The 24,609-nt window shown below is 70.3% G+C and carries 16 protein-coding genes and 1 riboswitch; of the genes, 7 read left to right on the top strand and 9 right to left on the bottom strand.

Features of this window, described 5'->3' with window-relative positions; all coding sequences use genetic code 11:
- Positions 1 to 81 precede the first annotated feature (81 nt).
- A riboswitch (cobalamin riboswitch) is annotated at positions 82 to 304 on the top strand.
- A gap of 38 nt (positions 305 to 342) precedes the next feature.
- The 3 genes from HSX43_RS11385 to HSX43_RS11395 all read left to right on the top strand — a co-directional run bounded on the left by HSX43_RS11385 (position 343) and on the right by HSX43_RS11395 (position 2,594).
- On the top strand, positions 343 to 1,020 hold the full coding sequence (locus tag HSX43_RS11385) for an energy-coupling factor ABC transporter permease (RefSeq protein ID WP_179380246.1): 678 nt from the start codon (positions 343 to 345) through the stop codon (positions 1,018 to 1,020).
- 75 nt (positions 1,021 to 1,095) lie between these two features.
- Positions 1,096 to 2,151, top strand: a complete 1,056-nt coding sequence (gene cobW, locus HSX43_RS11390) for a cobalamin biosynthesis protein CobW (RefSeq protein ID WP_179380247.1) — start codon at positions 1,096 to 1,098, stop codon at positions 2,149 to 2,151.
- Complete coding sequence (locus tag HSX43_RS11395; RefSeq protein WP_328795304.1) at positions 2,148 to 2,594, top strand: GNAT family N-acetyltransferase; 447 nt, start codon at positions 2,148 to 2,150, stop codon at positions 2,592 to 2,594. The genes cobW and HSX43_RS11395 overlap by 4 nt, the downstream gene beginning before the upstream one ends.
- A 129-nt stretch (positions 2,595 to 2,723) precedes the next feature.
- Here the strand turns inward: HSX43_RS11395 and HSX43_RS11400 are convergent, their stop codons facing one another.
- Entirely contained in the window at positions 2,724 to 3,632 is a 909-nt protein-coding gene (locus HSX43_RS11400; RefSeq protein WP_179380248.1) for a pseudouridine-5'-phosphate glycosidase, read from the bottom strand.
- Positions 3,633 to 3,707: 75 nt separating this feature from the next.
- Here HSX43_RS11400 and cobN point away from each other — a divergent pair, with 75 nt between their 5' ends.
- Together cobN and HSX43_RS11410 are read left to right on the top strand one after the other, a co-directional pair.
- Positions 3,708 to 7,451 (top strand): cobaltochelatase subunit CobN, encoded by a 3,744-nt coding sequence (gene cobN, locus HSX43_RS11405; RefSeq protein ID WP_179380249.1) that lies wholly within the window; start codon positions 3,708 to 3,710, stop codon positions 7,449 to 7,451.
- Between the two features lie 137 nt (positions 7,452 to 7,588).
- Positions 7,589 to 8,326 carry a class I SAM-dependent methyltransferase gene (locus HSX43_RS11410; RefSeq protein ID WP_179380250.1) on the top strand — a complete coding sequence of 246 codons (738 nt, stop codon included), beginning with the start codon at positions 7,589 to 7,591 and terminating at the stop codon, positions 8,324 to 8,326.
- A gap of 31 nt (positions 8,327 to 8,357) precedes the next feature.
- Here the strand turns inward: HSX43_RS11410 and HSX43_RS11415 are convergent, their stop codons facing one another.
- Complete coding sequence (locus HSX43_RS11415; RefSeq protein WP_179380251.1) at positions 8,358 to 9,650, bottom strand: UDP-N-acetylglucosamine 1-carboxyvinyltransferase; 1,293 nt, start codon at positions 9,648 to 9,650, stop codon at positions 8,358 to 8,360.
- 240 nt (positions 9,651 to 9,890) lie between these two features.
- Positions 9,891 to 10,184: a hypothetical protein gene (locus HSX43_RS11420; protein WP_179380252.1), complete on the bottom strand. Its 294-nt coding sequence runs from the start codon at positions 10,182 to 10,184 to the stop codon at positions 9,891 to 9,893.
- Positions 10,185 to 10,415: 231 nt separating this feature from the next.
- Here HSX43_RS11420 and cobO point away from each other — a divergent pair, with 231 nt between their 5' ends.
- Complete coding sequence (gene cobO, locus HSX43_RS11425) at positions 10,416 to 11,027, top strand: cob(I)yrinic acid a,c-diamide adenosyltransferase (RefSeq protein ID WP_179380253.1); 612 nt, start codon at positions 10,416 to 10,418, stop codon at positions 11,025 to 11,027.
- Here cobO and HSX43_RS11430 read toward each other — a convergent pair.
- Positions 11,024 to 12,067, bottom strand: a complete 1,044-nt coding sequence (locus HSX43_RS11430; RefSeq protein ID WP_179380254.1) for a DUF3253 domain-containing protein — start codon at positions 12,065 to 12,067, stop codon at positions 11,024 to 11,026. The genes cobO and HSX43_RS11430 overlap by 4 nt on opposite strands.
- A gap of 7 nt (positions 12,068 to 12,074) precedes the next feature.
- A complete protein-coding gene (ileS, locus tag HSX43_RS11435; RefSeq protein WP_179380255.1) occupies positions 12,075 to 14,990 on the bottom strand; it encodes an isoleucine--tRNA ligase in 2,916 nt (971 codons plus the stop codon).
- 176 nt (positions 14,991 to 15,166) lie between these two features.
- Between ileS and HSX43_RS11440 the strand changes: the two genes are divergently transcribed.
- Entirely contained in the window at positions 15,167 to 16,342 is a 1,176-nt protein-coding gene (locus tag HSX43_RS11440) for an FAD-dependent oxidoreductase (RefSeq protein WP_179380256.1), read from the top strand.
- Positions 16,343 to 16,719: 377 nt separating this feature from the next.
- Here HSX43_RS11440 and HSX43_RS11445 read toward each other — a convergent pair whose 3' ends face one another.
- The 4 genes from HSX43_RS11445 to HSX43_RS11460 all read right to left on the bottom strand — a co-directional run bounded on the left by HSX43_RS11445 (position 16,720) and on the right by HSX43_RS11460 (position 23,934).
- Positions 16,720 to 19,650, bottom strand: a complete 2,931-nt coding sequence (locus HSX43_RS11445) for a DUF2339 domain-containing protein (protein ID WP_179380257.1) — start codon at positions 19,648 to 19,650, stop codon at positions 16,720 to 16,722.
- Between the two features lie 112 nt (positions 19,651 to 19,762).
- Positions 19,763 to 21,394 carry an FAD-dependent oxidoreductase gene (locus tag HSX43_RS11450; protein ID WP_179380258.1) on the bottom strand — a complete coding sequence of 544 codons (1,632 nt, stop codon included), beginning with the start codon at positions 21,392 to 21,394 and terminating at the stop codon, positions 19,763 to 19,765.
- Entirely contained in the window at positions 21,394 to 22,440 is a 1,047-nt protein-coding gene (locus HSX43_RS11455) for a YcjF family protein (protein WP_179380259.1), read from the bottom strand. The genes HSX43_RS11450 and HSX43_RS11455 overlap by 1 nt, the downstream gene beginning before the upstream one ends.
- A gap of 84 nt (positions 22,441 to 22,524) precedes the next feature.
- Entirely contained in the window at positions 22,525 to 23,934 is a 1,410-nt protein-coding gene (locus HSX43_RS11460; protein ID WP_179380260.1) for a YcjX family GTP-binding protein, read from the bottom strand.
- Positions 23,935 to 24,609 lie beyond the last annotated feature (675 nt).

The raw sequence follows: 24,609 nt of genomic DNA on the forward strand, positions 1-24,609 counted from the left end.
TGCCCCCAGGCCCGGTCGCCTCACCGTGCGCAACCCTGCGGCACACGGGCGGAATCGCGCTTGACCGGTGCAACATCCGGGCGCATCACCGACGGGCAAGGTTCCCTCGGCCAAAGGCCAGCGAGGGATGAAATGGGAATGCGGTGAGGGGGATCCAAACAGGAACCCGAGGCCGCAGCCGCCCCCGCGACTGTAAGCGGCGAGCGCGGTGCCACGATGCCACTGGAGCGGAGATCCGCACCGGGAAGGCGGCACCGGGCGACGACCCGCAAGCCAGGAGACCAGCCTCGCCGCAACATGAACCAGCCCGTCGGGTGTGACGGGCAGATCGGAGAAACAGACATGCATATCGAACCCGGTATCGTGGACGGGGCCAAGATGGGCCTCGCCGTCGTCACCGCCACCGGCGTGGGCGCCTATACCGCCAAGGCCGCCTGGGACGACATCAGGCACAACGGCACCGCCGCCCTCGCGCTCCGCGCGGCCCTCGCCACCGTCGGCACCTTCGTCTTCTTCGAGGTGCTGCCCCATTTCGCGGTCGGCGTCTCCGAGGTCCATTTCATCCTGGGCACCACGCTCTTCCTGATCCTCGGGCTCGCCCCCGCAGCCATCGGCCTCGCGGCGGGCCTGCTGATCCAGGGCATGTTCTTCGCGCCGAGCGACCTGCCGATGTTCTTCGTCAACGTGACCACGCTTCTCGTGCCGCTCTTCGGCATCTTCGCCCTGTCGAAGCGCGTGATCGCGCCGCAGACGGCCTACGTCGACCTCAGCTACGGCCAGGCGCTCAAGCTGTCGGCGGCCTATCAGGGCGGGGTCGTGGCGTGGGTCGCCTTCTGGGCCATCTACGGCCAGGGCGTCGGGGCCGAGAACCTGTCGAACGTCGCCGCCTTCGGCGCGGCCTACATGCTCGTCGTCCTCATCGAGCCCCTGGCCGATCTCGCCGTGCTGGCCGGGGCCAAGGCGCTGCGCCGGCTCGACGGCTCGCCCTTCGTGACGCCGCGCCTCCACAACGCGGCCTGAGCCCGACACCAGACCGACGCGGGACGGCTCCGTCACCGGGGCCGTTCCGGCGTCGACGATTCCAAAGGACATCCCATGGCAAAGATCCCCGCCACCATCGTCACCGGCTTCCTCGGGGCCGGCAAGACCACACTCATCCGCCACCTGCTGCAGAACGCGGACGGCCGTCGCATCGCGCTCATCATCAACGAGTTCGGCGACCTCGGCGTCGACGGCGGCATCCTCAAGGGCTGCGGCATCGAGAGCTGCACCGACGACGACGTGGTCGAACTGTCGAACGGCTGCATCTGCTGCACCGTCGCCGATGACTTCATCCCGACGATGGAAGCCCTGCTGGCCCGCGACACGCCCCCCGACCATATCGTCATCGAGACGAGCGGTTTGGCCCTGCCGCAGCCCCTCGTGCGCGCCTTCAACTGGCCCGGCCTCAAGACCAAGGTAACCGTGGACGGCGTCGTCACCGTGCTCGACGGCCCCGCCGTGGCCGCCGGCACCTTCGCCTCCGACACGGACGCCGTGGACGCGCAGCGCGCCGCCGACGATGGCCTCGACCACGAGACGCCGCTGTCGGAGCTTTATGCCGATCAGGTCGCCTGCGCCGACATGATCGTGGTGAACAAATCCGACCTGCTGGGCGATGGCACCCCGGCTCTCGTCGACCGTCTGAGGAGCGAGAGCCGCGACGGCGTGCAGGTCGTGCCTGCCACCATGGGCGCGCTGCCCGCCGACGTGCTGCTCGGCCGGGGCCAGGGCGCGGAGGACGACCTCTCCGCGCGCCACGAGGTCCACCACCATCACCACGATGACGACGATCACCACGACGACCATCATCACGCGCACGAGCACGGCCACGACGCCTTCGAGAGCTTCGTCGTCGACGCGCCCGAGGTGACGGAGCCGGCGGATTTCGCGGCCAAGGTCTCGGGCGTGATCCGCGATCACGACATCCTGCGCCTCAAGGGCTTCGCCAGCGTCGCGGGCAAGCCCATGCGCCTCACGCTTCAGGCCGTCGGGCCCCGGGTCGATCACTACTTCGACCGCCCCATCGGCGACGACCCGCGCGGCGCGCGCCTTGTGGTGATCGGTCAGGCCGGGCTCGACCGCGCCGCCATCACCGCCGCGCTCCAGTGAAGATCGGCCCCGCCGACCCCCGGGCGGCGGGGCCGGCCACGCTTCTGGCGGACAGTCATGCACTGATGCGCTCGCTCTTCCCGGCCGAGGCCTGTCACTTTCTGGATCTCGACGCGCTCGCCGCGCCCCACATCCGTTTCGTCGCCGCCACCGAGGGCGGGACGACCCTCGGCACCGGAGCGCTCGCGCTGATGGAGGGCTACGCCGAGGTCAAAAGCATGTTCACCGCCCCCGAGGCCCGCGGCCGCGGTGTCGCCGATGCGATCCTGCGCCATCTGATCGACCTGGCTGCCGTCGAGGACCGCCCCCTCCTGCGCCTCGAAACCGGCACCGGCCTCGACGCGGCCCACCGCCTCTACCGCCGCCACGGCTTCACCGAGTGCGGCCCCTTCGGCAGCTACGCCGATCATCCGCAGAGTCTCTTCTTCGAACGTTCGCCCTGAGCCGCCGAAAAGCCGCGGGGGCGCGCCCGGACTTTCGTACAAAACGTTCAAACCCCCTCACGGAGTTTGTACAAAACGTTCAATCTCCGACCGGCGCTTGCAATCTGGACCTAACCCGCGCGGGCGAATTCAGCCGGCCGCCGCGACGGCGATCCGCGCCGCCAGCCGCGCGTTGTTGAGCACCAGCTCGATATTCGCGGCCAGCGCCTTGCCCTCCGTCACCGCGTTGAGCCGGCCCAGCAGGAACGGCGTCACATCCTTGCCCGTCACCCCTTCGGCCTCCGCCGCCACAAGCGCCGCGTCGATCGTCGCCCCGATGTCCGCTGCGTCCAATGCGTGTTGCGCGGGAATGGGATTCGCCACGAGCATCCCCGTCCCGAGCCCCAGTGCCCGGTTCGCCCCCCGCACGGCGGCGATCTCGGCCGGGTCGTCGAACCGTTCGCCCGCAATCACGCCCGAATGCGGCGTATAGAAAGCCGGGAACTCCGCCGTTCCGAACACCGCAAGCGGTACCCGGAGCGTCTCCAGCATCTCGACCGTGCGCGGGATGTCGAGGATCGACTTCACCCCGGCGCAGACGACCAGCACGTCGGTCGTCGCCAGCTCCGTCAGGTCCGCGCTGACGTCCATCCCGTCGCCACGATGCACCCCGCCGATGCCACCCGTCGCGAAGGTGCCGATGCCCGCGAGCGCGGCGATCCGCATGGTGGCCGAAACCGTCGTGCCGGCCGTCAAGCCCTTGACAAGACAGGCCCCAAGGTCGCGCGACGCGGCCTTGACCACCGCGCCGCCCCGGCCCAGCCGCTCCACCTGATCGGCGTCGAGCCCGGCGCAGAGCGCACCGTCCACCACCGCGATCGTCGCCGGCACCGCCCCGCCCTCGCGCAGCACGCCCTCGACGCGCAGGGCCATTTCGGCGTTCTGCGGCCAGGGCATGCCGTGGCTGATGATCGTCGATTCCAGCGCGACGACCGGCGCACCTTCGGCCAGGGCCGTGGCGACCTCCTCGGTCATCCGGATGGGGGGGATCTGGGTCATCGAGGCACTCCGTCTTTTGCGCCCTCTTGCACCCAATGCGCGCCTCCCGCAAACCCCGAAACGAAGGAGAGCCCCATGCACCTGCTTGCCGCCCAGCCCGGAGCCGTCGACGACGGGGAACCCGTCGACCTCGGTCAGACGCCCGGCGAGGTCGTGGTGATTTCCGCCGCCGACACCGAGCTTGCCGCGCTCTCGGAGGCCCGCGCGACGATGGCCGACCCGCCCGAGCTGCGGCTCGCGTCGCTCATGCATCTGCGCCACCCGATGTCGGTCGACCTGCACCTCGACAGCTGCGCGACCGGGGCGAAACTCGTCGTCGCGCGCATCCTGGGCGGCCGCGGCTACTGGACTTATGGGCTCGAGCAATACGCCGCCCGCCTCCACGACGCCCGCATCCCCTTCGCTGCCCTTCCGGGCGACGACAAGCCGGATGCGGAACTCTTTGAACTTTCTACCGTTTCCCGATCCGACTACGAGGCGCTCTGGGCCTGTCTCGTGGAGGGTGGGCCGCAGAACGCGGCCACGTTCCTGTCCCACGCGAAGGCCATCGTGACGGGCAGCGAGCGCCCCGCCCCTGCCCGCCCGCTCCTGCGCGCGGGGCTCTATTGGCCCGGCGCGGCGGATGCGGCGCTCGACGACCTGAGCGCCGCCTGGACCGACGGCGCTCCGGTCGTGCCCGTCATCTTCTATCGCGCACTTCTGCAGGGGGCGGGCCTGAACCCGGTCAATCGGCTGGTGAAAGCGCTTCTGCGGCAGGGGCTGAACCCGATGCCGGTGTTCGTGGCCTCCCTGAAGGACCCGGTCAGCCAGGCGACGCTGGAGACGCTCTTCAAAGCCAATCCCCCCGAGGCGATCGTGAACCTCACCTCCTTCGCGGTCGGGGACGCGGAGGCGAACCCCCTCGCCGCGCCCTCCGCCAACGCGGCCCCGGTGTTTCAGGCCGTCCTGTCGGGCGGCACGGAAGACGCGTGGGAGACCGGCCTGACCGGCCTTTCGGCCCGCGACATCGCGATGAACGTCAGCCTGCCGGAACTCGACGGTCGCGTCCTGACGCGGGCCGTGGGCTTCAAGGGCGAGGCCTTCTTCGACGCGGCGACCGAATGCCCCATCGCCACCTGGAAGGCCGCGGGCGACCGCATCACCTTCGTCGCCGAGCTCATGGCCAACTGGTGCCGGCTGCGGCGCCGCGCGCCCTCCGAGCGCCGGGTCGCGCTCGTCCTTGCCAACTACCCGAACCGCGACGGGCGGCTTGCGAACGGCGTCGGCCTCGACACGCCGGCGGCCACCGTCCACGCGCTGCGCCTGATGCAGGCGGCGGGCTACGACACTGCGCCCCCCGCCGACAGCGCCGCGCTGATGAAGCAGCTTCTCGCCGGGCCGACCAACTGGCTCACCGACCGGGCCGAGCGCACGGGGGGGGCCCGGCTCTCGCTCGACGCCTACCGGGCGTTCTACGCCGCGCTGCCTCTCAAGGCCCGGCAGCAGATCGAGGACCGGTGGGGACAGCCGGAGGAGGATCCGTTCTTCTCCGCTTCCGAAATACTCGATCCGGACGCAGCCGCCGGCGGTAGTTTCGCCCTTTCGATCCACCGGTTCGGCAAGGCCCATGTCGCGTTGCAACCGGCGCGCGGCTACAACGTCGACCCGACCAACAGCTACCATTCCCCCGACCTCGTGCCGCCGCACAACTACCTCGCCTTCTATGCGTGGTTGCGCGCGAACTCGGACGCGGTCGTCCATATGGGCAAGCATGGAAACCTCGAATGGTTGCCGGGCCGCGCGGTGGCCCTCGGGGCGGAGGACTGGCCGGAAATCGCCCTCGGACCGCTGCCGCATCTCTATCCGTTCATCGTCAACGACCCGGGCGAAGGCACGCAGGCCAAGCGGAGGGCGCAGGCGGTGATCGTCGATCACCTGACCCCGCCGCTCACGCGCGCCGAGAGCTACGGGCCGATGCGCGATCTCGAGGCGCTGGTTGACGAATACTACGAGGCCGCCGGCGTCGACCCGCGCCGCATCGACCTTCTGCGCCAGGAGATCCTGAGCCTCGCCTCGGTCACGGGGCTCGACGTCGACGCGGGGTTCGAGGGCGACGCGGGCGACCTCGCGAAGCTCGACGCCTACCTCTGCGAGTTGAAGGAAGCCCAGATCCGCGACGGGCTGCACGTCTTCGGGCAATCGCCGGAGGGGCGGCTCGCGCGGGATCTGCTGCAGGCCCTGCTGCGTCTGCCGCGCGGGACGGCCGAGGGCGAAGAAAGCCTGCCGCGCGCCATCGCCGCCGACCTCGACCTCGGGTTCGATCCGCTCGACTGCGACATGGCCGCACCGTGGACGGGCGGGCGACCGGAGGCGCTCCGGCTCGTCGACGAGGGCAGCCCCACGACGCAAACGGGGGCGGGGGCCCCCACCCAAGGAAGCGGTCAGACGATATCGTCCTCGCCCTGGCGCACCAATGGCGACACCGTCGAGCGGATCGAAGCCCTCTCCGCCGCCCTCCTCGACGGCACGGCGCAGGCTCCCGGCCCCCGCACGGCCGCCGTGCTCGTGGATGCCGAGACCCTGCGCGCGACCCTCGCCGCCTGCGGCCCGGCCGAGGGAAAGGGCCTCCTCACCGGCCTCGCGGGCCGCTTCGTCGCCCCTGCGCCCTCCGGCGCCCCGACCCGGGGCCGCCCGGACGTCCTGCCGACGGGGCGCAACTTCTACTCCGTCGACAGCCGGGCCGTGCCGACGCCCGCCGCCTGGAAGCTCGGGTGGAAATCGGCGTCGCTGCTGATCGACCGGCACCTGCAGGACCACGGCGACTGGCCGCGCGCCATGCTCGTCACGGCCTGGGGCACCGCCAACATGCGCACGGGCGGCGACGACATCGCCCAGGCGCTCGCGCTCATGGGCGTGAAGCCCCGGTGGGATGCGGCGAACCGGCGCGTGGTCGGCTACGAGATCATCCCCGCGACCGCCCTGGGGCGCCCCCGCGTCGACGTCACCCTGCGGGTCTCGGGCTTCTTCCGCGATGCCTTCCCGCAGCAGATGGCGCTCGTCGACGGTGCCGCGCGCGCCGTGCAGGCCCTCGATGAACCCGAGGCCGACAACCCCGCCGCCGCGCGCGCGCGGGCCGGACAATCGGCGGCGCGGGTCTACGGCTCGAAGCCCGGAGCCTATGGCGCGGGCCTGCAGGCGATGATCGACGAGAAGCTCTGGGCCGACGCCGCCGACCTCGGGCGCGCCTATGTCGAATGGGGCGGCTATGCCTACGGGCAGGGCGAGGGCACGGCCGATCATGCGGGCCTGCGCGAGCGGCTGGGTCAGGTCGAGGCCATCGTCCAGAATCAGGACAACCGGGAGCACGACCTCCTCGACAGCGACGACTACTACCAGTTCGAGGGCGGGGCCGCGGCCGCCGTCGAGATGCTGCAGGGCGAGAGGCGACCGGTCTACCACAACGACCATTCGCGCCCCGAGCGACCTGTCATCCGCACGCTGGAGGACGAGATCGGCCGCGTCGTCCGCTCCCGCGTCGTGAACCCGAAGTGGATCGCCGGGGTGAAGCGCCACGGCTACAAGGGGGCCTTCGAGATCGCGGCGACGGTGGACTATCTCTTTGCCTTCGCCGCCACGACGGGCGCGGTGCGCGACCATCACTTCGACCTCGTCGCGGAGGCCGTGCTCGCGGATGAGGACACCCGCGACTTCATCGCCGACGCCAACGCCCCCGCGCTCGCCGACATCGCCGACAGGCTGGCCGAGGCGATCGAGCGGGGCCTCTGGACGCCACGTTCGAACTCGATCCGGGGGCTGGTGGAGCGGTTCGGGCGCCCCTGATCCGCCGGTCGCGACGCGCAGGCCCGGTTGCGCGACGTCTGGACGCCGACCGCGACAACGCCCATCCTCGGGACGGCGTGAAGGTGAGGTCCGGCTGTGAGTGAAAGCGAGAGTGCCCGGTACGGGGTCGAGAGCGAATGACCGCGCTCTATGACACGATCGGCGTGGATTACGCCCGCCTGCGCCGCCCCGACCCCCGGATCGCGGCGCGGATCGCGGAGGCGCTTGGCCCGGCGGAGACGGTGCTGAACGTAGGGGCCGGGGCCGGCTCCTACGAGCCTGAGGGCCGGCGCGTCACGGCGGTCGAGCCCTCGGCAGAGATGATCCGGCAGCGCGCGCCTTCGGATGCGACGGTCGTGCAAGGCTTCGCCGAAGACCTCCCCTTCGACGATGCGAGTTTCGATGCGGCCATGGCGGTACTGACGATCCACCATTGGCGCGACCCGGCCCGCGGCCTGGCCGAGATGCGGCGGGTGACGCGCGGGCCGATCGTCATCCTGACCTACGACCCGGCGTTCCGCGACTTCTGGCTGCTCGACTACGTTCCCGGCCTCGCCGCGCTGGACGAAGTGCAGATGCCCCCTCTTGCCCGCTTCCAAGATTGGCTCGGCCCGGTCGAGATTTCCGCGGTCGAGATCCCCCATGATTGCCGCGACGGCTTCCTCGCCGCCTACTGGCGCAGGCCGGAGGCCTATCTCGACCCGCGACTGCGCGCGGCGATGTCGTCCTTCCGCGCCCTGGGCGACGTGTCGCGGGAGATGGCCCGGCTGAACGCCGACCTCGCCTCGGGTGCCTGGGACGCGCGCCTCGGCGCGCTCCGCTCGCGGGAGGCGCTCGATTGCGGGTATCGGCTGGTGGTGGCCCCGGCCATGTGACGCCCCCCGCGGATCGAAGAGGCGTCGCCCCCTAGGTGTCGCTCCATTCGAGGTCAGCGCCCACACCGCGCAGCTTGGCGATCAGGTCGGGATGCGCACGGTCGAGCGGGTCTGCGTTGCGGATGACCGAGCGCCCCTCGATCTGCATCGCTGCAATCAGCAGACCGACAACCACGCGGATGATGTAGGGGGCCTCCACGACGTTCGGCCGCAACTCCTCCGCCCGCATCAGCAGGAGACGATGGGGGTCGCTCAGGTTCGTTCGCGCCCCCAACTTGGCCAGTTCGGCGGACCAGAAGAGCGCACCCTCGTAGACCTTGTTCCAGAAGAGCACCTCACCCTTTGCCTGAATGCTGGCTCCGATGATCTGAGGCAGGATGTCGGCAGGGAAATAGGGCCACGGTGCGGCTTCGATCTTCGTGATCCCCTCGGGTGTGAGTGGACGTTCGACGCGGAAGTCGCTCGGCCCGGTCAAGACGGCGTCGCCTTCGATGCGGACGTTGAGACCGACCTTGCGGAACTGGCGGACGATCAGCTCCATATCGGCGGTGACGGAACTGCGGATTGTCAGGGTGCTCCCCGTGGCCGCGCCTATGGCGGCATAGGTGGCGACTTCGTGGTGATCGTCGATGACGGCGAACCGCCCGCCGACGAGCCGATCCGTTCCCTCGATAACGAGCCGCGAGGTGCCGATTCCTTCGATCCGTGCGCCCATACTGACCAGCATCTCGCAGAGGTGGCGGACATGCGGTTCACTCGCCGCGTTCGTCAGGACGGAGCGCGCGGGGCGGGACGCCGCGAAGAGGGCGAAGGTCTCCGTCGCGGTCACGGACTGGTAGTCGAGCCAGATATCGGCCCCCTGCGACTTCGGCCCGCCTTCGATGGTGCAGAGGCCGCCGTCGATCTCCACCTCGCATCCGAAGGCGCGCGCGATCAGGAGATGGGGATCAATCTCACGGATGCCGAGCGCGCAGCCCTTCGAGCCGAGATCGATCGCGAACTGCCCGAACCGATGAACGATCGGGGCAATCAGCAAGACGGCGGACCGGATACCGGACGGCACGTCGCCCGTCGCGTCGGCGCGCAGGGCGGCATGATCCAGCGTGACCTCGTGCCGGATCCGGTCGATCACGGCGCGGCTGCCGAGTTGCTCGAAAAAGGTCGCGATCTTCCGTCCGTCGCTGATCGGGGGAAAGTTGGTGAGCGTGACCGTTTCCTCGGTCAGCAGCGACGCGCACATCATCGGCAGGGCCGCGTTCTTGTTGCCCGACACCGCCAGATCGCCCGAAAGGCGCTTGTTCCCGCGAACGATAAGAGACGACATGCTGCGCTTTCCATTTGTCCGTTACAGCTCTTGCGCGAGCGCCCGATCCACGCGGACCGGCGCGGGCGAAAGCAGCAATGCGGCCTCTCCGAACACGGCCGCGCGGACCCGTCAAGGCAGAGCCGTTGCGATGCCCTATCCAGGCCTGCGGGCGCGCACGGACGGGTGCGAGACGTCGCAAGGCGATCGCCCCGACCGTTGCCGCAAGACATGAGGATCGGTCGTCCGAGTTGAATGCCGTTAGGGCCGACACTCCAGCGACATCTTTACGAGCGCGATGTCGCCAATGGCGGTGCCGGGACGGACGGTGCAGCCCGTGACCTCCTCGGTGGCGGCGACGGCGGCGAGGACGACCTGTGCCAGACCGGGCCGCCAGGCAGGGTTTGTTCGAGTGGCCTGCGCGGTCTCGAGGTTCCAGTTGACGCGGAAGTCGTGGCCACCGGCGCTGGCCGTGCCCGTCCGGTTCAACCCGTCGAGCGGGTGCGGGGTGTTGCAGGCGGCGAGCAGGAGAAGGACGAGCAGCGGACGTGTCATCGGGCCATCAATCTCCCGTTAAGGTTAATGTCAGGTTAAGGCGCGCAGCGGGTCGGGGAGACTTGCGGTGGGGGCGTGACCGGATCGACCTTGCCCGCACGCCTCGGTTGCGCTCCCTGCGAAGGATTGCGCTCCTTCGGCAGAGGCCGTCCAGCGTGACGAGGGTGCCGCCCCGCTTGACGACCGGACGCCTTCACCGGACAGTCGCGCCAAAGCCCCGGGAGCCCCGAGATGACAGACGCCGATACCGACCGCCACAACGCGAAGATGGCCAAGAAGAAGGCCGCGCGCGACAAGATCATGGCCACCAAGACCGAGGAGAAGGGCCTCGTCATCGTCCATACGGGCAAGGGCAAGGGGAAGTCGTCCTCGGCCTTCGGCATGATCTTCCGCTGCATCGCGCACCAGATGCCATGTGCCGTCGTGCAGTTCATCAAGGGCGGTATGGGAACCGGCGAGCGTGACCTCATCACCACGCATTTCGGCGATCTCTGCGAATTCCACACCATGGGCGAGGGCTTCACCTGGGAGACGCAGGACAAATCCCGCGACATCGAGATGGCGCAGGCCGCGTGGGCCAAGGCAAAGGAGCTGATCCGCGACCCGAGGAACCGGATGGTCCTGCTCGACGAGATCAACATCGCTTTGCGCTACGACTACGTCGATGCTGGCGAGGTGGTGGCCTTCCTCGCCGCGGAAAAGCCACCGATGACCCATGTCGTCCTCACTGGGCGCAACGCGAAGGAGGAGATCCTCGAGATCGCGGACCTCGCGACCGAGATGGAACTGCTGAAGCATCCCTTCCGCTCGGGCGTGAAGGCGCAGGCGGGGGTTGAGTTCTAGCCGCCCGCCAGATCGAGGAGCATGTCGAGGCGCGGCAGCTCGCTGTCGTCCCCGACCGCGCCGTCGCGGCCGCGCCAGGCGATCGAGAGCGCGCATTTGACAGCGCCCCATTGCAGCAGACGCTCCGGCGCGACGCCGAGCGCCGGCGTCCAGAGCGCGATGCGCGCGGTCACGCGGGCCGGGTCGGCGGTCTCGGTGCTGCACCCGCGCGGGTTGCGCAGGGCATTCGCCAGCTCGTAGGCCGGATCGCCGCGCAGGCCCTTCGGGTCGAAGACGCGGGGGCCGTCGCCGGTCAAGATGACGTTGTCGTGGTGCAGGTCGCCATGGAGCGGCACGTCGGCTGGGGCACTGTCGAGGAGAGCGCGCCCGAGATCGGTCGCCCGTCCGAAGAGTGCACGCGTCCGGTCGGTTCGGTGCGACCGGCCGGCCAGGTCGTCGAGTTGCGCGGCTTGCGGCGTCAGCCCCCGGACGGTGGGAGGCGGAGCCGTATGAAGGCGGGCGGCGGCCGCACCGAGCAGCGCATCGGCCCTTGCGATATCGCCGCCGCGCGCGATGTCGCCGAGGGTGGGGCCGGGCAACCAGTCGATCAGCTGGGCAGCCCCGTAGGCCGCCAGCAGGCGCGCCGCCCCGCGGTCGGAGTGGGCTCTCAGCCAGTTCACGCCCGACGCCTCGTTGCCGGGGTCGCCGCGCAGATAGACCTTCAGCGCGGCCTCCGTCCCGTCCCCCTGCGTCACGCGCCAGACGGCGGCGGCGGCGGTCGCCGCGACGAACCGCGCGCCGGTCGTCCCGAAGGGCAGCGGGTCGGGCACGGCGAGCGCGAGACGGATCGGGCCGCGCGCGGTGCGCGCATCGACGGGGCGGCCTCGCTGCGTCACACTCACCCAGGGCTGCGCCGCCGCGACGGCCCGCACGCGGGGCATCAGGGGCCGCCAATCGGACCCGAGCGCACGCGCTACTTCTGAGGGGCAGAGGCTCCGCGGTGCGCGGGCCGCGATCTGTCGCCGAAGCTCCGCCGCGATCGTGTCGTCCGCGACGGTCATCGGGGCGTCAGCCGAGCGCGGCGTCGCAGCGGCCGCAGACCCCGTCGTGCCCGTGGTGCCCGACGTCGGGCAGGATCTTCCAGCAGCGCTGGCACTTGCCCCCCTCCGCCTGTGCGAAGGCCACGGCCACGCCCGGCGTGTCGTCGAGCGCGAACGCCCCGTCCGGTGCGGCCTCGGTCGAGACGCTGATGGCGGAGGTGATGCAGATGTCCTCGAAGGCCACGTCCTCGAGGATCGCCGCCGTTTCGGCGTCCAGATGCACCGTCGGGGCCGCCTCCAGCGACGCGCCGATGGCCTTGTCCCGCCGCGCGGCCTCGAGCGCCCCGAGGACGACGCGCCGGACCTTCCGGATGCGCGCCCACTTTTCGGCCAGCGCGTCGTCGCGCCATTGCGGGGCCGCCTCGGGGAAGTCCTGCAGGTGGACGGAGCTGTCGTCGCCCGGGTGCACTTCGAGCCAGACCTCCTCCATCGTGAAGGGCAGGATCGGCGCGAGCCAGGTCGTCAGACGCGCGTGCAGGATCGAGAGCACCGTCCGCGCCGCCCGGCGGCGGGTGGTGTCGCCGTCGCAGTAGAGCGCATCCTTGCGGATATCGAAGTAGAAGGCCGAAAGGTCCACGGTCGCGAACTGGAAGATCGCCTGGAACACCTCCGCGAAGTCGTAGCGCGCATAGGCGTCGCGCACCTGCACGTCGAGCTCCGACAGACGGTGCAGGACCAGCCGCTCCAGCTCGGGCATCTCAAGCGTGTCGAGCGGAGCCTCGTCGGTCATCGAGCCCAGCATGAAGCGCATCGTGTTGCGCAGCCGGCGATAGCTGTCGGCCACGCCCTTGAGGATCTCGGGCCCGATGCGGTGGTCGGCGGTGTAGTCGACCTGCGCCACCCAGAGCCGCAGGATGTCGGCCCCGTATTGGTCGACGATGTCCTGCGGAGCGATGGTGTTGCCGATGGACTTGGACATCTTCATGCCCTTCTCGTCCATGGTGAACCCGTGGGTCACAACAGCGCGATAGGGCGCGCGCCCCTTCGTGCCGCATCCCTGGAGCATCGAGGAATGGAACCAGCCGCGATGCTGATCCGTGCCTTCGAGATAGACATCGGCGATCCCGTCCTCGGTGCCGTCCGCCCTGTCGCGCAGGACGAAGGCATGGGTGGAGCCGCTGTCGAACCAGACGTCGAGGATGTCGAAGACCTGCTCCCACTCCTCCGGGTCGTAGTCGTTGCCGAGGAACCGCGCCTTGGCCCCCGGCTGATACCAGGCGTCGGCGCCCTCGGCCTCGAAGGCCTCGATGATGCGCGCGTTGACGGCCGGGTCCCGCAGGAGGAAGTTCGGTTCGTCGGCCTTGGTGCCCTTGCGCGTGAAACAGGTGAGCGGCACGCCCCAGGCGCGCTGGCGAGACAGCACCCAGTCGGGACGGTTCTCGATCATCGAGTAGAGCCGGTTGCGCCCGGTCTTCGGCGTCCAGGTCACGAGCTCGTCGATGGAGGTCAGCGCGCGCTGACGCACGGTCTCGCCATAGCTGTCCTGCCCGTCGCCGACCGCCCGGTCGATGGCGGCGAACCACTGCGGGCGGTTTAGGCGGATGACCGGGGCCTTCGAGCGCCAGCTGTGCGCGTCGGAGATCGTGATGCGCTTGCGGGCGAGGAGCGCCCCGACCTCGACGAGCTTGTCGATGACCGCCTTGTTCGCGCCCCCGGGCTTCTTGCCGTCGCGGCTGAGGATGTACTGCCCGCCGAAGAACGGCAGATCGGCGCGGAAGGAGCCGTCGGCCTCGATGTTATAGGTCATCGGCAGGCCGTGCGTCTGCCCGATCTGGTAGTCGTCGTCGCCGTGGCTGGGCGCGGTGTGCACGAAGCCCGTGCCCGCATCGTCGGTGACATGGTCGCCGGGGAGAAGGGGGACGTCGAAGTCCCATTCTCCCTCCGCGCCATCGGTGCCGCGGAGGGGGTGGGCGCAGACGAACTCGCCACAGCTTGAAGCATCAGCGAACCCGCAGATGAAACGATATTCCAAGACGCGCGCAGCTTCAAAAAAGCCTTCTGCGAGAGCCTCTGCCAAGACGAAGCGGTCTCCGGCCTTTGCCCAGTTATCGTTGCCAGCGGATGTCACTTCGTAAAGCGCATAAGTGATCGACGGTCCGTAGCAGATCGCCCTATTCGACGGCAGTGTCCAAGGCGTCGTCGTCCAAATGACGACGGACGCGGGCTTCTCAGAATATGACAGGCCCTCGGTGTGCGCACCGAAATCAACGACCGGAAACTTCACCCAGACCGCATCCACCTGCCGGTCGTGGTACTCCACCTCCGCCTCGGCGAGCGCGGTCTTCTCCACGGGAGACCACATCACCGGCTTCGAGCCCTGGTAGACGAGGCCGTTCATCAGGAAGGTCTGGAACTCCGCCGCGATCACCGCCTCGGCGTGGTGGTCCATCGTCAAGTAGGGATCGGCCCAGTTGCCGGTGATGCCGAGGCGCTTGAACTCCTCGCGCTGCACGTCGACCCAGCCGGCGGCGAAGTCGCGGCACTCCTGCCGGAATTCGACCACGTCCACCGCGTCCTTGTCGCGGCCCTTCTTGCGGTAGGCCTCCTCGATCTTCCATTCGATCGGCAGGCCGTGACAGTCCCAACCCGGCACGTAGCGCGCGTCGTGGCCCATCATCTGCCGCGAGCGGACGACCATGTCCTTGAGCGTCTTGTTGAGCGCGTGGCCGATATGGAGGTTGCCGTTGGCGTAGGGCGGGCCGTCGTGGAGCGTGAAGGGCGTTCTGCCTTCCTTCTCACGCAGGCGGTCGTAGACGCCGATCCGCGCCCAATGCTCCAGCCAGCCGGGCTCGCGCTTGGGCAGGCCGGCGCGCATGGGAAACTCGGTCTGCGGCAGGTTCAGGGTCGATTTGTAGTCGGGGGTTTCGGGGGTCTCGGCGCTCATCGGTGGCGTCCTTCGTCTCGGAATGTCGTTGAGGTCAGTGCGATCTCCGGCACCTTTGCCCGGCCGCCCCGAGGATCAGGGCGCCGGGGGGATAATTCGCGTCGATATGAGCACTCGTCCCGTCATCGCGGGCGTTATAGGCACTGCGAACAAGGAACGGCAAGGAGTGTGCGCGGGTGACGAGTATCGGGATTGCAGGGGCTGGAATCGGCGGGCTGTCGGCGGCGACGGGACTCGCGCAGGCGGGACATGCGGTGACGGTCTTCGACCAATTCGAGACGGCGCTGCCCGTGGGGTCCGGCCTCGTGGTGCAGCCGGTGGGCCTCTCGGTGCTCGACGAGCTGGGGGCCGGCGATGCTGCGCGTGCCCTCGGGCAGGCGATCGTGCGGATGGCAGGGCACGAGGCGGCGACCGGGCGGCAGGTGCTCGACGTGACCTATGACCCGGCAGGCCAGGGCCGCGTGGGCCTCGCCATGCATCGGGCGGCGCTCCACGGCGTTCTCCTGCGGGCGGCCGAGGCGGCGGGCGTCACCTTCGAACTGGGCGCGCGGGTCACGGGGCGCGATGGGCAGTGCTTTCGGATCGGGAACCGCATGACCGGTGCCTTCGACCTCCTTGTCGACGCGGCCGGTGCCGGCTCGCCCCTTTCGCCACTCCGGGCGCGCCCTCTGCCCTATGGCGCGATCTGGGGGACGGTCGACTGGCCCGAGGAGACAGACCTGCCCGGCGACGAGCTGCGGCAGTGTTACCGCCGCGCGGCCCACATGATCGGCGTCTTGCCCATCGGGCGGCAGGTCGCGGGCGGCCCGCGGCAGGCCGCCGTCTTCTGGTCGATGCCGCGGGACCACCATGCCGCATGGTGTGCGATGCCGATGGAGCGTTGGCGCGATCAGGCCACAGCGCTCTGGCCCGCCGTCGCCCCCTTTCTCGCCCGCGTCGAACACCACGGGGCCATGACCATGGCACGCTATTCCCACGGCACGCTCGGGCGGCCCCACGGCGATGGGATCGTGCATATCGGCGACGCCTGGCACCGCGCGAGCCCGCAGCTCGGACAGGGGGCGAACATGGCGCTTCTGGATGCGGCGGCGCTGGTGCGCGCCGTCGCGGCCGGCCCGCTGAGCGAGGCGGGGCACCGAATGCACAACGCCCGCCGCCTGCACGTGCGCGCCTATCAGGCCGTCTCGGCGGCCTTTACGCCGATGTACCAATCCGACAGCCGGCTCCTGCCCGTCCTGCGCGACCGAGTCCTGTTTCCGGTAAGCCAGATCTGGCCCGGCACGCGGATCTTGCCACCGCTCGTGCGGGGATCCGTGCTACCGCCGATCCTCGCGGGTCTCGGCTCGCCTTAACCAATCCTTCACGTTTCGCGGCCAGGCTCCGACTCGGAGGACCTGCAATGACCCTTTCTCTGATGATCGCCTTTCTCGGCACCGCCTTTCTGGTGTTGCTTCCGCTCTGCCTGCCCCTGCCCCGCAGGCGGCTGCGTATCCCGCACCGCTGAACGCCGGAGACGGCACGGCGGCACCGGCCGCATCCAGTCCGGACTGCCCCATGGCCGGGCTAGACCCGGCCATCTCCCGACCATCCGGGGTAACCCGCGGGCGAGAGATCGTCGGGTCGAGCCCGACGATGACGCGCATCGCGGGCCAGCCTCCCGGGGGTCAACTCACCCGTGGCGGTGGTCTTGCCGGAAAACCCCCGCTTGACGGCCCTGCAGGCCGAACCGCTACCTGCGGGGCGTTTCGCGGTCGGGAACATCCCCGACGGGGGGCACGCGCTGTTCTTCCGATGCGGGATCGTCCCCGCCCGAGGGGGCATCGCCATCGGATCCGGCCGGCGGCGCTTCGTCAGCCTCCCGCGCCGACGCGTCCGGCCCATTGTCCGCACTGTCGTTCGGCGACAGCTCATCGCCCTCTCCGCCCGGCACATCCGTCCCGGCCCCGTCGGGCCCGGCCCCGCCCGTCCAGCGGTAGAGCCAGGCGAGCCCGCCCATCGCCGCCGCCAGCGCGATCAGCGCACCGACCCGCAGGAGCCCGTCGAGCGACCAGACGTCGATCAGAAAGACCTTGAGCATCGTCAGCGCGAGGACGCCAGTGCCTGCCCGCCGCCACGTCTCCGACCGCGTCGCCACGCCCTGATAGAAGAGCCCAGCCCCGAGGAGGATCAGGACGACGGTGTAGGTCGTCATCTCGGGCTGCGAGACGCCGTTCCAGAACTCCATCCCCTCCGGTCCCTGCCACATGTGCCGGATCGTCAGCACGACCCAGGCCGCCAGCAGCCCGAGGCCCAGAACGCCGGGGAAGAGCGTCCAGATACTGCCCGGAAGCCGACGCGCCAGATCGCGCCAGAGTCCGAGGAGCAGGAGCGCCGGCAGGAGGTAGGCCGGGATGAGCGTATTCAACACCGGCCAGCCGCGAACCAGCTGGTCGCCGTAGGAGGCGAAGAGGGGATTGCCCAGCGTCAGGACGGCCAGGGTGGACACGAGCGCCAGCCCCCCGAAGACAGCCGCCAGCCCGAGCCGCAGCCACCGCAACCTCGTGCTGCGCGCCCAGACCACGAGTTGTCCCCAGGCGAGCCCGAACCAGAGCGTCGCCGTCAGCCCCGTGGCCACATGGGGCGTGTCGGCGTCGACCGCCATGAGCCCCCGCCACAGCAGCACCGTGAGCAGGAACCCGAACGCCCCGAGCGCCGCCGTTTCGGCCACGGCGAGCGGCTCGACGCGCCGTTCCGCCCCGGCGTCGCGCAACCAGAGCGTGGCGAGCGCGAAGCCCGCGACCGCGCCCCCAAGCGAGATCAGCACCGGCAGGAGCGGCATATCGAGGTGCCAGTCGAGCCCCGGCACGGCGGCCAACCGCCAGAACGTGAACGGTGCGGCGAGGACGACGAACCACGACAGGAGCGGCAGGCGGAAGCGCCGGTCGAGCCAGGCCGCGCCAGCGGCCATGAGCGCGACCGACGCGGTCAGCGCGGCCTCGCCCACCACCTGCCCGAGCGCATAGGCGATGAGCGTCGTCGCCACGAGCGCGGCAAGGGAGGGGCGCAGACGGTCGTCGCCATCGCGGCGCGCCCAGGCGGTCGCGGCGAAGGTCAGGCCCGCGGCGACGGCAAGCGCGTGGAGCGCCCAGGGGTAGGCTCCTAGACGCCCCGGTGCGTCGGCCGCGAGATGCAACACGAGGCCCGTCGTCGGGGCCGCAAGCACCGCGCCGAGCGTCCAGCCGAGGCGATGCGTGGCCTCGGGTTCCACGGAACGGATGAGGGCGAGAAGCGAGATCGCGCCACCCGCAAGCAGGACGAGGGTGATCGTCGCCTCTCCCTCCGGCAGGGGTGCAAGGACGATCAGGGCGATGAGCGCGGCGGCAGGCGCAAGTGCCGCGTCCTGCACCCCCCAGGCCCGCCGCGCCCAGAAGGACAGCGCGCCGACAAGGAGGACGCAACTGCCGACGGCCGGCCAGAAGGCAACCCAGCTCGGCAGCACGGTGAGCGCCGCGACGACGGCGATGGTGACGAAGGCCAGTGCCTCCTCGATCGGGGGACGCGCGCCGCGCCGGACGGCCTCGACGACCATCGGCCCCGAATGGTCGGGCAGGGCCTTGGTGATGGGCAGTGCGACGCTGGCGAGCGCCACGGCGAGAATCGCCACCTGGTGCCAGATCGCCGTCTCGGGCGCGCCCGCGACAAGGAGGGTCGAGGCCCCGAGGCCCGTCGCCAGGGCCAGCACGCTGACCCAGCGGCCCCGCCACCGCCGCACCGCGTCGACGCCGAGACCGACGAGCGCAAGGAGCAGGAAATAGCCGTGCAGCGGCCGCAGGTCCGACCCGCGCCCGCCCCCGACGACGAAGGGGGCCGCCGCACCACCGACAAGCCCGATCGCCACCAGAAGCGGCCCGTGGAACCAGCCGAGCACGATGGCCGCCGCCGCCACGACCGACAGGCCGGCCAGCGCACCGCCCTGTCCGATGAGGTCATAGAGATGTCGCGCGCCGAGGATCGCGCCGAAGAGCGTGACGATCCCCGCGCCCGAGAGGATCGACGGGAGATAGGCCGTGCTCGCCGTTTCGTCGTCGCCGAAGCGGCGGCGGATCCACTCGCCCCCCGCGATGAGCGCGAGGCCGAAGACCAGCGCGGCGATGACGCGCACGCGCGGTGGCAGGAGGCCCCGTTCGGCCCCGTATTGCACGAGGAAGATGCCGGCGAGCGTCAGGGCCGCGGCGGCCGCGACGTAGAACCAGTTGCCCTGGAGCCAGGCGAGGCCGCGATCGACGAGGCTGGGGCCGTCGCGGCGCGGGCGCGCGGCCCCGGTCGGTGCCGGCGGCACGAAGGGCGTCGGGCCGCGGCGGCCGGCGCGGCGAACCGCGGTCGAGGTGGTGGTCGTCGTCGCAGGAGCCCGCGTTCGGGCGGCCACCGGAACCGGTTCCTCGGCGGCATCGGTCGCCTCCACCTCCGGTCGCTCGGGCCCCAGAACCTCGGCGGCCGTGGGGGCCGGCGGCGCGGGGGGGTTCGCCTTCGCGGGTGCCCCCTGCGTCCCGATGTGCCGCAGCTGCGCCTCGACCGCGCGCAGCCGCCGCGCGAGACCGGAGACCCAGACGAGCAGGACGATCACGGAAACCGGAATGCCGATCACCAGCAGGATGGCAAGAAGGACGAAAAGGGCTTCCATGGGGCGCTCCGAACGGTCGTTCAGGCAACGTTAACCACTCACCAAGGCGCTGCCAGTCGTTTCGCCGCCCGCGCGCCCGCTCAGCGGATCGCCGTGGCGCGCGCGCCGCAGGTCAGGCGCGACCGTCCATCACATGCGACCAGACCTGCGACATGACGACGGAGCCCTCGCCCACCGCGCTCGCCACACGCTTGACCGACCCCGCCCGCACGTCGCCGATGGCGAAGATGCCCGGAACCGAGGTCGCATAGGCGCTGTCGGCCCCGACGGCCTCGCCGGTCAGCAGGAAGCCCTTCTCGTCGCAGGCGACCTGCCCGCCCATCCAGTCGGTGTTCGGCGCGGCCCCGACCATGATGAAGAGCGCGCGGGTCTCGAGCCGCGCCTCGTCGGCCTCGACGCCCGCGCCCTTGAGCTTGATGGCCTCGAGGTGGTCGTCGCCCTCGAGCCCCGCGACTTCGGTGCGATAGCGGATGCGGATGTTTTCCGCCGCCTCGAGCCGGCCGGAGAGGTATGAGGACATGCTGTCGGCCAGGCTGTCGCCGCGCACCAGCAGGTGGACGCGCGTGCCGTAGCGCGACAGGAACATCGCCGCTTGCCCGGCGGAATTCCCGCCGCCGATGATGACCACTTCGGTATTGCGGCAGAAACGCGCTTCGATTTCGGTCGCGGCATAGTAGACGCCCGCCCCCTCAAGCGCCTCCAACCGGTCGAGCGGCAGTCTGCGGTATTGCACGCCGGTCGCGATCAGGACGGCACGCGCGCAGGTCTCGGTGTCGTCGTCGAGCGTGACGCAGAAGGTGCCGCCGTCGCGCCGGGTCAGCGCGGTGGCACGGCGGGGCACGGCGAAACGGGTGCCGAACTTCATCGCCTGCACCTCGCCGCGCCAGCACAGGTCCGCCCCCGAGATCCCCGTCGGGAAGCCCATGTAGTTCTCGATGCGGCTCGACGTGCCGGCCTGCCCCCCGATCGTCGCGTCCTCGACCACGAGCGCCGAAAGCCCCTCGGCCCCGGCGTAGACCGCCGCCGCGATGCCGCCCGGCCCGCCCCCGACGATCAGCACGTCGTGAACGACCGTCTCATCGAGAGAGAGGTCGAGGCCGTAGAGCCGCGCCACCTTGGCCGGCGTCGGATCCTCGATCACCGTGTCCCGCCCGAAGACGACCGCCGGATGTTGCGGCGCGATCGAGCACGTCTTCGCGATGCTGTCGGCCTCGCTCTCGTCGAGGTCGAGCGTGCGGAACGGCAGGCGGTTGCGCGCGGCGAAGGCCCCGATCGCGCGGATGTCGCGGTCCCGGTCCATGCCGATGAGCGTGAGGCTTGCACCGTTCGACTCGAGCAGCCGCCGGCGGCGGGCGGCGAAGACCGTGACGACGATGTCCGACATCTCGGGCACGGCGGACATCAGCTCCAGCATCGGGTCGCGGTCGACCACGAGGAACCGGCAATCCTGGACCGTCCGCATCGGCAGCATCGCGTTGCCGCCCGTCAGGAAGCTGATATCGCCCACGAATTGCCCCGGCCCCAGCGTCGCGCCATCGCCGTAGCGGCCGCCGGTCACGGCGTCGACCGCCTCGGCCTCACCGTCGAGCAGGAAGTAGAACCGGTCGGCCGGGGCACCGAGCGAGACGAAGACGGTGCCGGCGGCAATCGTCTCCTCCCGCCCGATCTCCCGCATCCGGGCGACATGATCGTCGGTCAGAGGCGTGCGCACCATCGTGCGCAGGTCGGCGGCAAGGCTTTCCATCAGGGTCCTTTCTGGCCGAAGAGGCCGGTCAGCGCCCGCTGCACCACCGAGGTGACGCGCGGCGGGCGTTCGTGGGCGAAGGGGAGCGGACGGCACACCTCCATCGCGGCAAGGCCCACGCGGGCGGTGAGCGCGCCGTTGACGATGCCCTCACCGAAGCGGCGGGAGAGCTTCGAGAGCACGCCACCCCCCGCCACGGACTGGATCAGGTCGTCTCCCACCGCGACGGCCCCGGTCGCGGCCAGATGCGTCAGCACGCTGCGCGCCAGGCGCCAGGAGCCGAGCGTGCCGCCCCGCCCTCCGTAGACGAGCGCGATCCGGCGGATCATCCGCAGGTTCGACGTCAGGGCCGCGACCACGTCGGCAAGCGCGAGCGGCACGACCGCGGTCACGAGCGCCACCTGCCGCGCGGCGGCCTCCACCTCGCGGGTGGCGGCGGCGTCGAGGGGGGCAAGCAGGCTGCGCTCGGCCAGCGCAACCATGCCGTCTGCGTCGAAGACATCGCCCTTCCGCGCCGCCAGCTCTTCCCGCCCCCTGCGGGTGTCGGGCCGCCCGGCGTAGAAGGCGCTGAGCCGGTCGGTCAGTTTGCGCGCCGCGGCAAGGTCGGTCGCAGCCGCCGCTTCACGGTGGAAGTCGTCGATCCGCCCGAGCCGGGACAGCGCCGCCAGTTCCCGGATCGCGATGGCGAGGCACACGCACAGGAACAGCGCCACCATCGCCGTCGCGACCCAGCCCAGAAGCGGATTGGCCGCGAGGAGCCCCGTCACAAACTCCCAGAGCGCGACCGAAAGCGCGAACGTCAGGAGTGCCGCGAGCGCCGAGAAGAACCAGCGCGCGAGCCCCCGCTCCCGCCGCGCCGCCAGAAGTGCGACGGTCTGCATCGTCCGGCCCGACGCGGGCGGCGCGATGTCGTCATCGGGGACGGGCGGGGCGGCCGCCGGATCGGGCGGTGTGGTGTCATCGTCAAGCGTCTGCGCCCCGCGGCGCGGCGCGGGTTCGGGCGTTTCGAGATCGAAGAGGACGGCGCGGCGGCGGGAATCTTTCATCGGGGTCTCGTCCGGCATAGGGGCGGCCGTGCCGCGATGGTTGGCAACATAGGAGGGCGGCGCGCGGATTTCATCGCCGCCGCCTCACAACCGATCGGCCAGCAGGAACTCCGCCGCCCGGTCGAGGCGGATGTGCGGTGGCCCCTCGCCCGGCCGCAGCGTGAGCGGCGCGGGGGCGAACTCCATCAGGTCGTAGTCGCCATCGAGCCAAGCCCGCGCCCCGTCCCGCGCGGGACCGAGCACATGGGACGGATCCGCCGGCATCTCGCCCGGGTAGAGCGCCGCCGCGCGTCCGGCGGCACCGTCGGGCGTCAGAAGGCGGCCGCGCACGACCGGCAGCTCCTCGCCGTCGTGATGCCGCATCTCCTCGACCGTGGCGCGCAGCGCGGCCATGGAGAGCGCCTTGGTCTGCGCGCCCGCGAAATCCGCCCGGCTGCGCGCCTCCCGCACGAGCGCCTCGGTCAGCGCGGTCAGGCGCGCGTGCTGCGTGTGGTGGAGATGGTCGGCCTTCGTCGCCGCAAACAGCAACCGGTCGACGCGCCGTGCCCCCAGAAGCTGCATCAGCCAGCCGAGCGCCCCGGGCCGGAAAGCCGTCAGGATGTCGGCCATCGCCGCGCGCATCTCCTCGAGGGCGCGGGGCCCCCGCCGCAGTGCGCCGAGCACGTCGAGAAGAACGATCTGCCGGTCGAGCCGGGCAAAGTGGTCGCGGAAGAAGGGACGCACGACCTGCGCCTTGTAGGCTTCGAACCGGCGCTCCATCTCGCGGCGCAGGCTGCCCCGCGGGGCCGGTCCTTCGGGGAGCGGCGCAAAGGTCAGCACGGGCGAGCCCTCGAGATCGCCGGGCAGCAGGAACCGCCCCGGCGTGAGGTCATAGGCCCCCGCCGTCCGAGCCGTCTGCAGCGCCGCGGTATAGGCTCGTGCCAGCGCCTGCGCCCGGGGTTCGTCGAGCTTCGCGGTGCCGTCGACCCCGGCCATCTCGGCGGCGTAGCCCTCCGCGCGCCAGCTCTCCAACCGGGCAAGCGCGCGCACCGACCATTCCGCATAGGTCTTGTCCATGAGACCGAGATCGAGCAGCCATTCGCCGGGATAGTCCACGATGTCGAGATGCACCGTCCGCGCGCCCCGGACCCCGGCGAGCAGCCCCGCCGGCCGCACTTTGAGAGACAGACGCAGCTCCGAGACGGCGCGGGTGCCCTCGGGCCAATGCGGATCGCGGGCGGTCAGCGCGGCGAGATGCCCCTCGTAGTCGAAGCGCGGCACGGTGTCGTCGGGCTGCGGCTGCAGGAAGGCGGTCTCGATACGGTCGCCCGCGCTGAAGCCGGGCATCCGGCCCCGGTCGATAAGGTTGGCCACCAGAGAGGTGATGAAGACGGTCTTGCCGGCGCGGCTCAGCCCGGTGACACCAAGGCGCAGCGTCGGGTCGAAGACGTCCGTCACGGAGGCGGTCACATCCCCGATGCCCCGCGTCACCGCATCCGCAAACCGTCCGATCATCGCCGTGCCCCCTCGTCTCCCCGCGAAGGTAGGGGCCGCGGCACCCGAGGAAAAGCCCGCCTTTTCCTCGGGACTGTACGTGTTCACATGGTCTGACACCCCGTTTCACTTGGTTTGACGTGGGAAGATCCGGGAAGAAGTTGGAAGGGCCGGGATGAGATTTGCGGGGAGACGGTCTCATCCGCGCCGCGCGACGTTCTTGGCCTACCAGTGGCCTTGTTGCACAAAGCTCGCCAGGGATTCACATCGCGAGTCCAGCGGCATAACCGGGCGACATGTCCAAGCCTGTGCCAACCCGCTCCGGCACCCTGAACCGGTCCAGCTACAACGCCGCGCGACGTGAGCGCGGGTCGCCGACGGCCCTAAGCGGACACTCGACGTGACAAGTGATGCTGCAGCGCAGCTTCTTGGAAGCCGACATTGACCGATGAGAGCGGACTAACCATCTGGATCGAGAAAAAACTTGCCAAAACCACAAAGGGTTTTCCGGAGGTTTTTTGTCCTTGCTAAGCGATTGATCTTGGGCTGGGTGGGACACTCAGACAAAAACGGACGATATAGGTGAAAAACTCGATCTACCAGATGTTGTGTTTGGGCCGGGCGAGCCCTCCCAACCCGCTGTGATCGCGGGCAAAGGCAGTGTTTTTGGTCGGTATTGGATGGGGTCGCTTCAGC

This window comes from Jannaschia marina (assembly GCF_013404595.1).
Classification (GTDB): Bacteria; Pseudomonadota; Alphaproteobacteria; order Rhodobacterales; family Rhodobacteraceae; genus Jannaschia; species Jannaschia marina.

Coding starts and splice junctions, on each gene's coding strand:
- HSX43_RS11385 (WP_179380246.1), top strand. CDS start 343: ATGCATATCGAACCCGGTATCGTGGACGGGGCCAAGATGGGCCTCGCC.
- cobW (WP_179380247.1), top strand. CDS start 1,096: ATGGCAAAGATCCCCGCCACCATCGTCACCGGCTTCCTCGGGGCCGGC.
- HSX43_RS11400 (WP_179380248.1), bottom strand. CDS start 3,632: ATGACCCAGATCCCCCCCATCCGGATGACCGAGGAGGTCGCCACGGCC.
- cobN (WP_179380249.1), top strand. CDS start 3,708: ATGCACCTGCTTGCCGCCCAGCCCGGAGCCGTCGACGACGGGGAACCC.
- HSX43_RS11410 (WP_179380250.1), top strand. CDS start 7,589: ATGACCGCGCTCTATGACACGATCGGCGTGGATTACGCCCGCCTGCGC.
- HSX43_RS11415 (WP_179380251.1), bottom strand. CDS start 9,650: ATGTCGTCTCTTATCGTTCGCGGGAACAAGCGCCTTTCGGGCGATCTG.
- HSX43_RS11420 (WP_179380252.1), bottom strand. CDS start 10,184: ATGACACGTCCGCTGCTCGTCCTTCTCCTGCTCGCCGCCTGCAACACC.
- cobO (WP_179380253.1), top strand. CDS start 10,416: ATGACAGACGCCGATACCGACCGCCACAACGCGAAGATGGCCAAGAAG.
- HSX43_RS11430 (WP_179380254.1), bottom strand. CDS start 12,067: ATGACCGTCGCGGACGACACGATCGCGGCGGAGCTTCGGCGACAGATC.
- ileS (WP_179380255.1), bottom strand. CDS start 14,990: ATGAGCGCCGAGACCCCCGAAACCCCCGACTACAAATCGACCCTGAAC.
- HSX43_RS11445 (WP_179380257.1), bottom strand. CDS start 19,650: ATGGAAGCCCTTTTCGTCCTTCTTGCCATCCTGCTGGTGATCGGCATT.
- HSX43_RS11450 (WP_179380258.1), bottom strand. CDS start 21,394: ATGGAAAGCCTTGCCGCCGACCTGCGCACGATGGTGCGCACGCCTCTG.
- HSX43_RS11455 (WP_179380259.1), bottom strand. CDS start 22,440: ATGAAAGATTCCCGCCGCCGCGCCGTCCTCTTCGATCTCGAAACGCCC.
- HSX43_RS11460 (WP_179380260.1), bottom strand. CDS start 23,934: ATGATCGGACGGTTTGCGGATGCGGTGACGCGGGGCATCGGGGATGTG.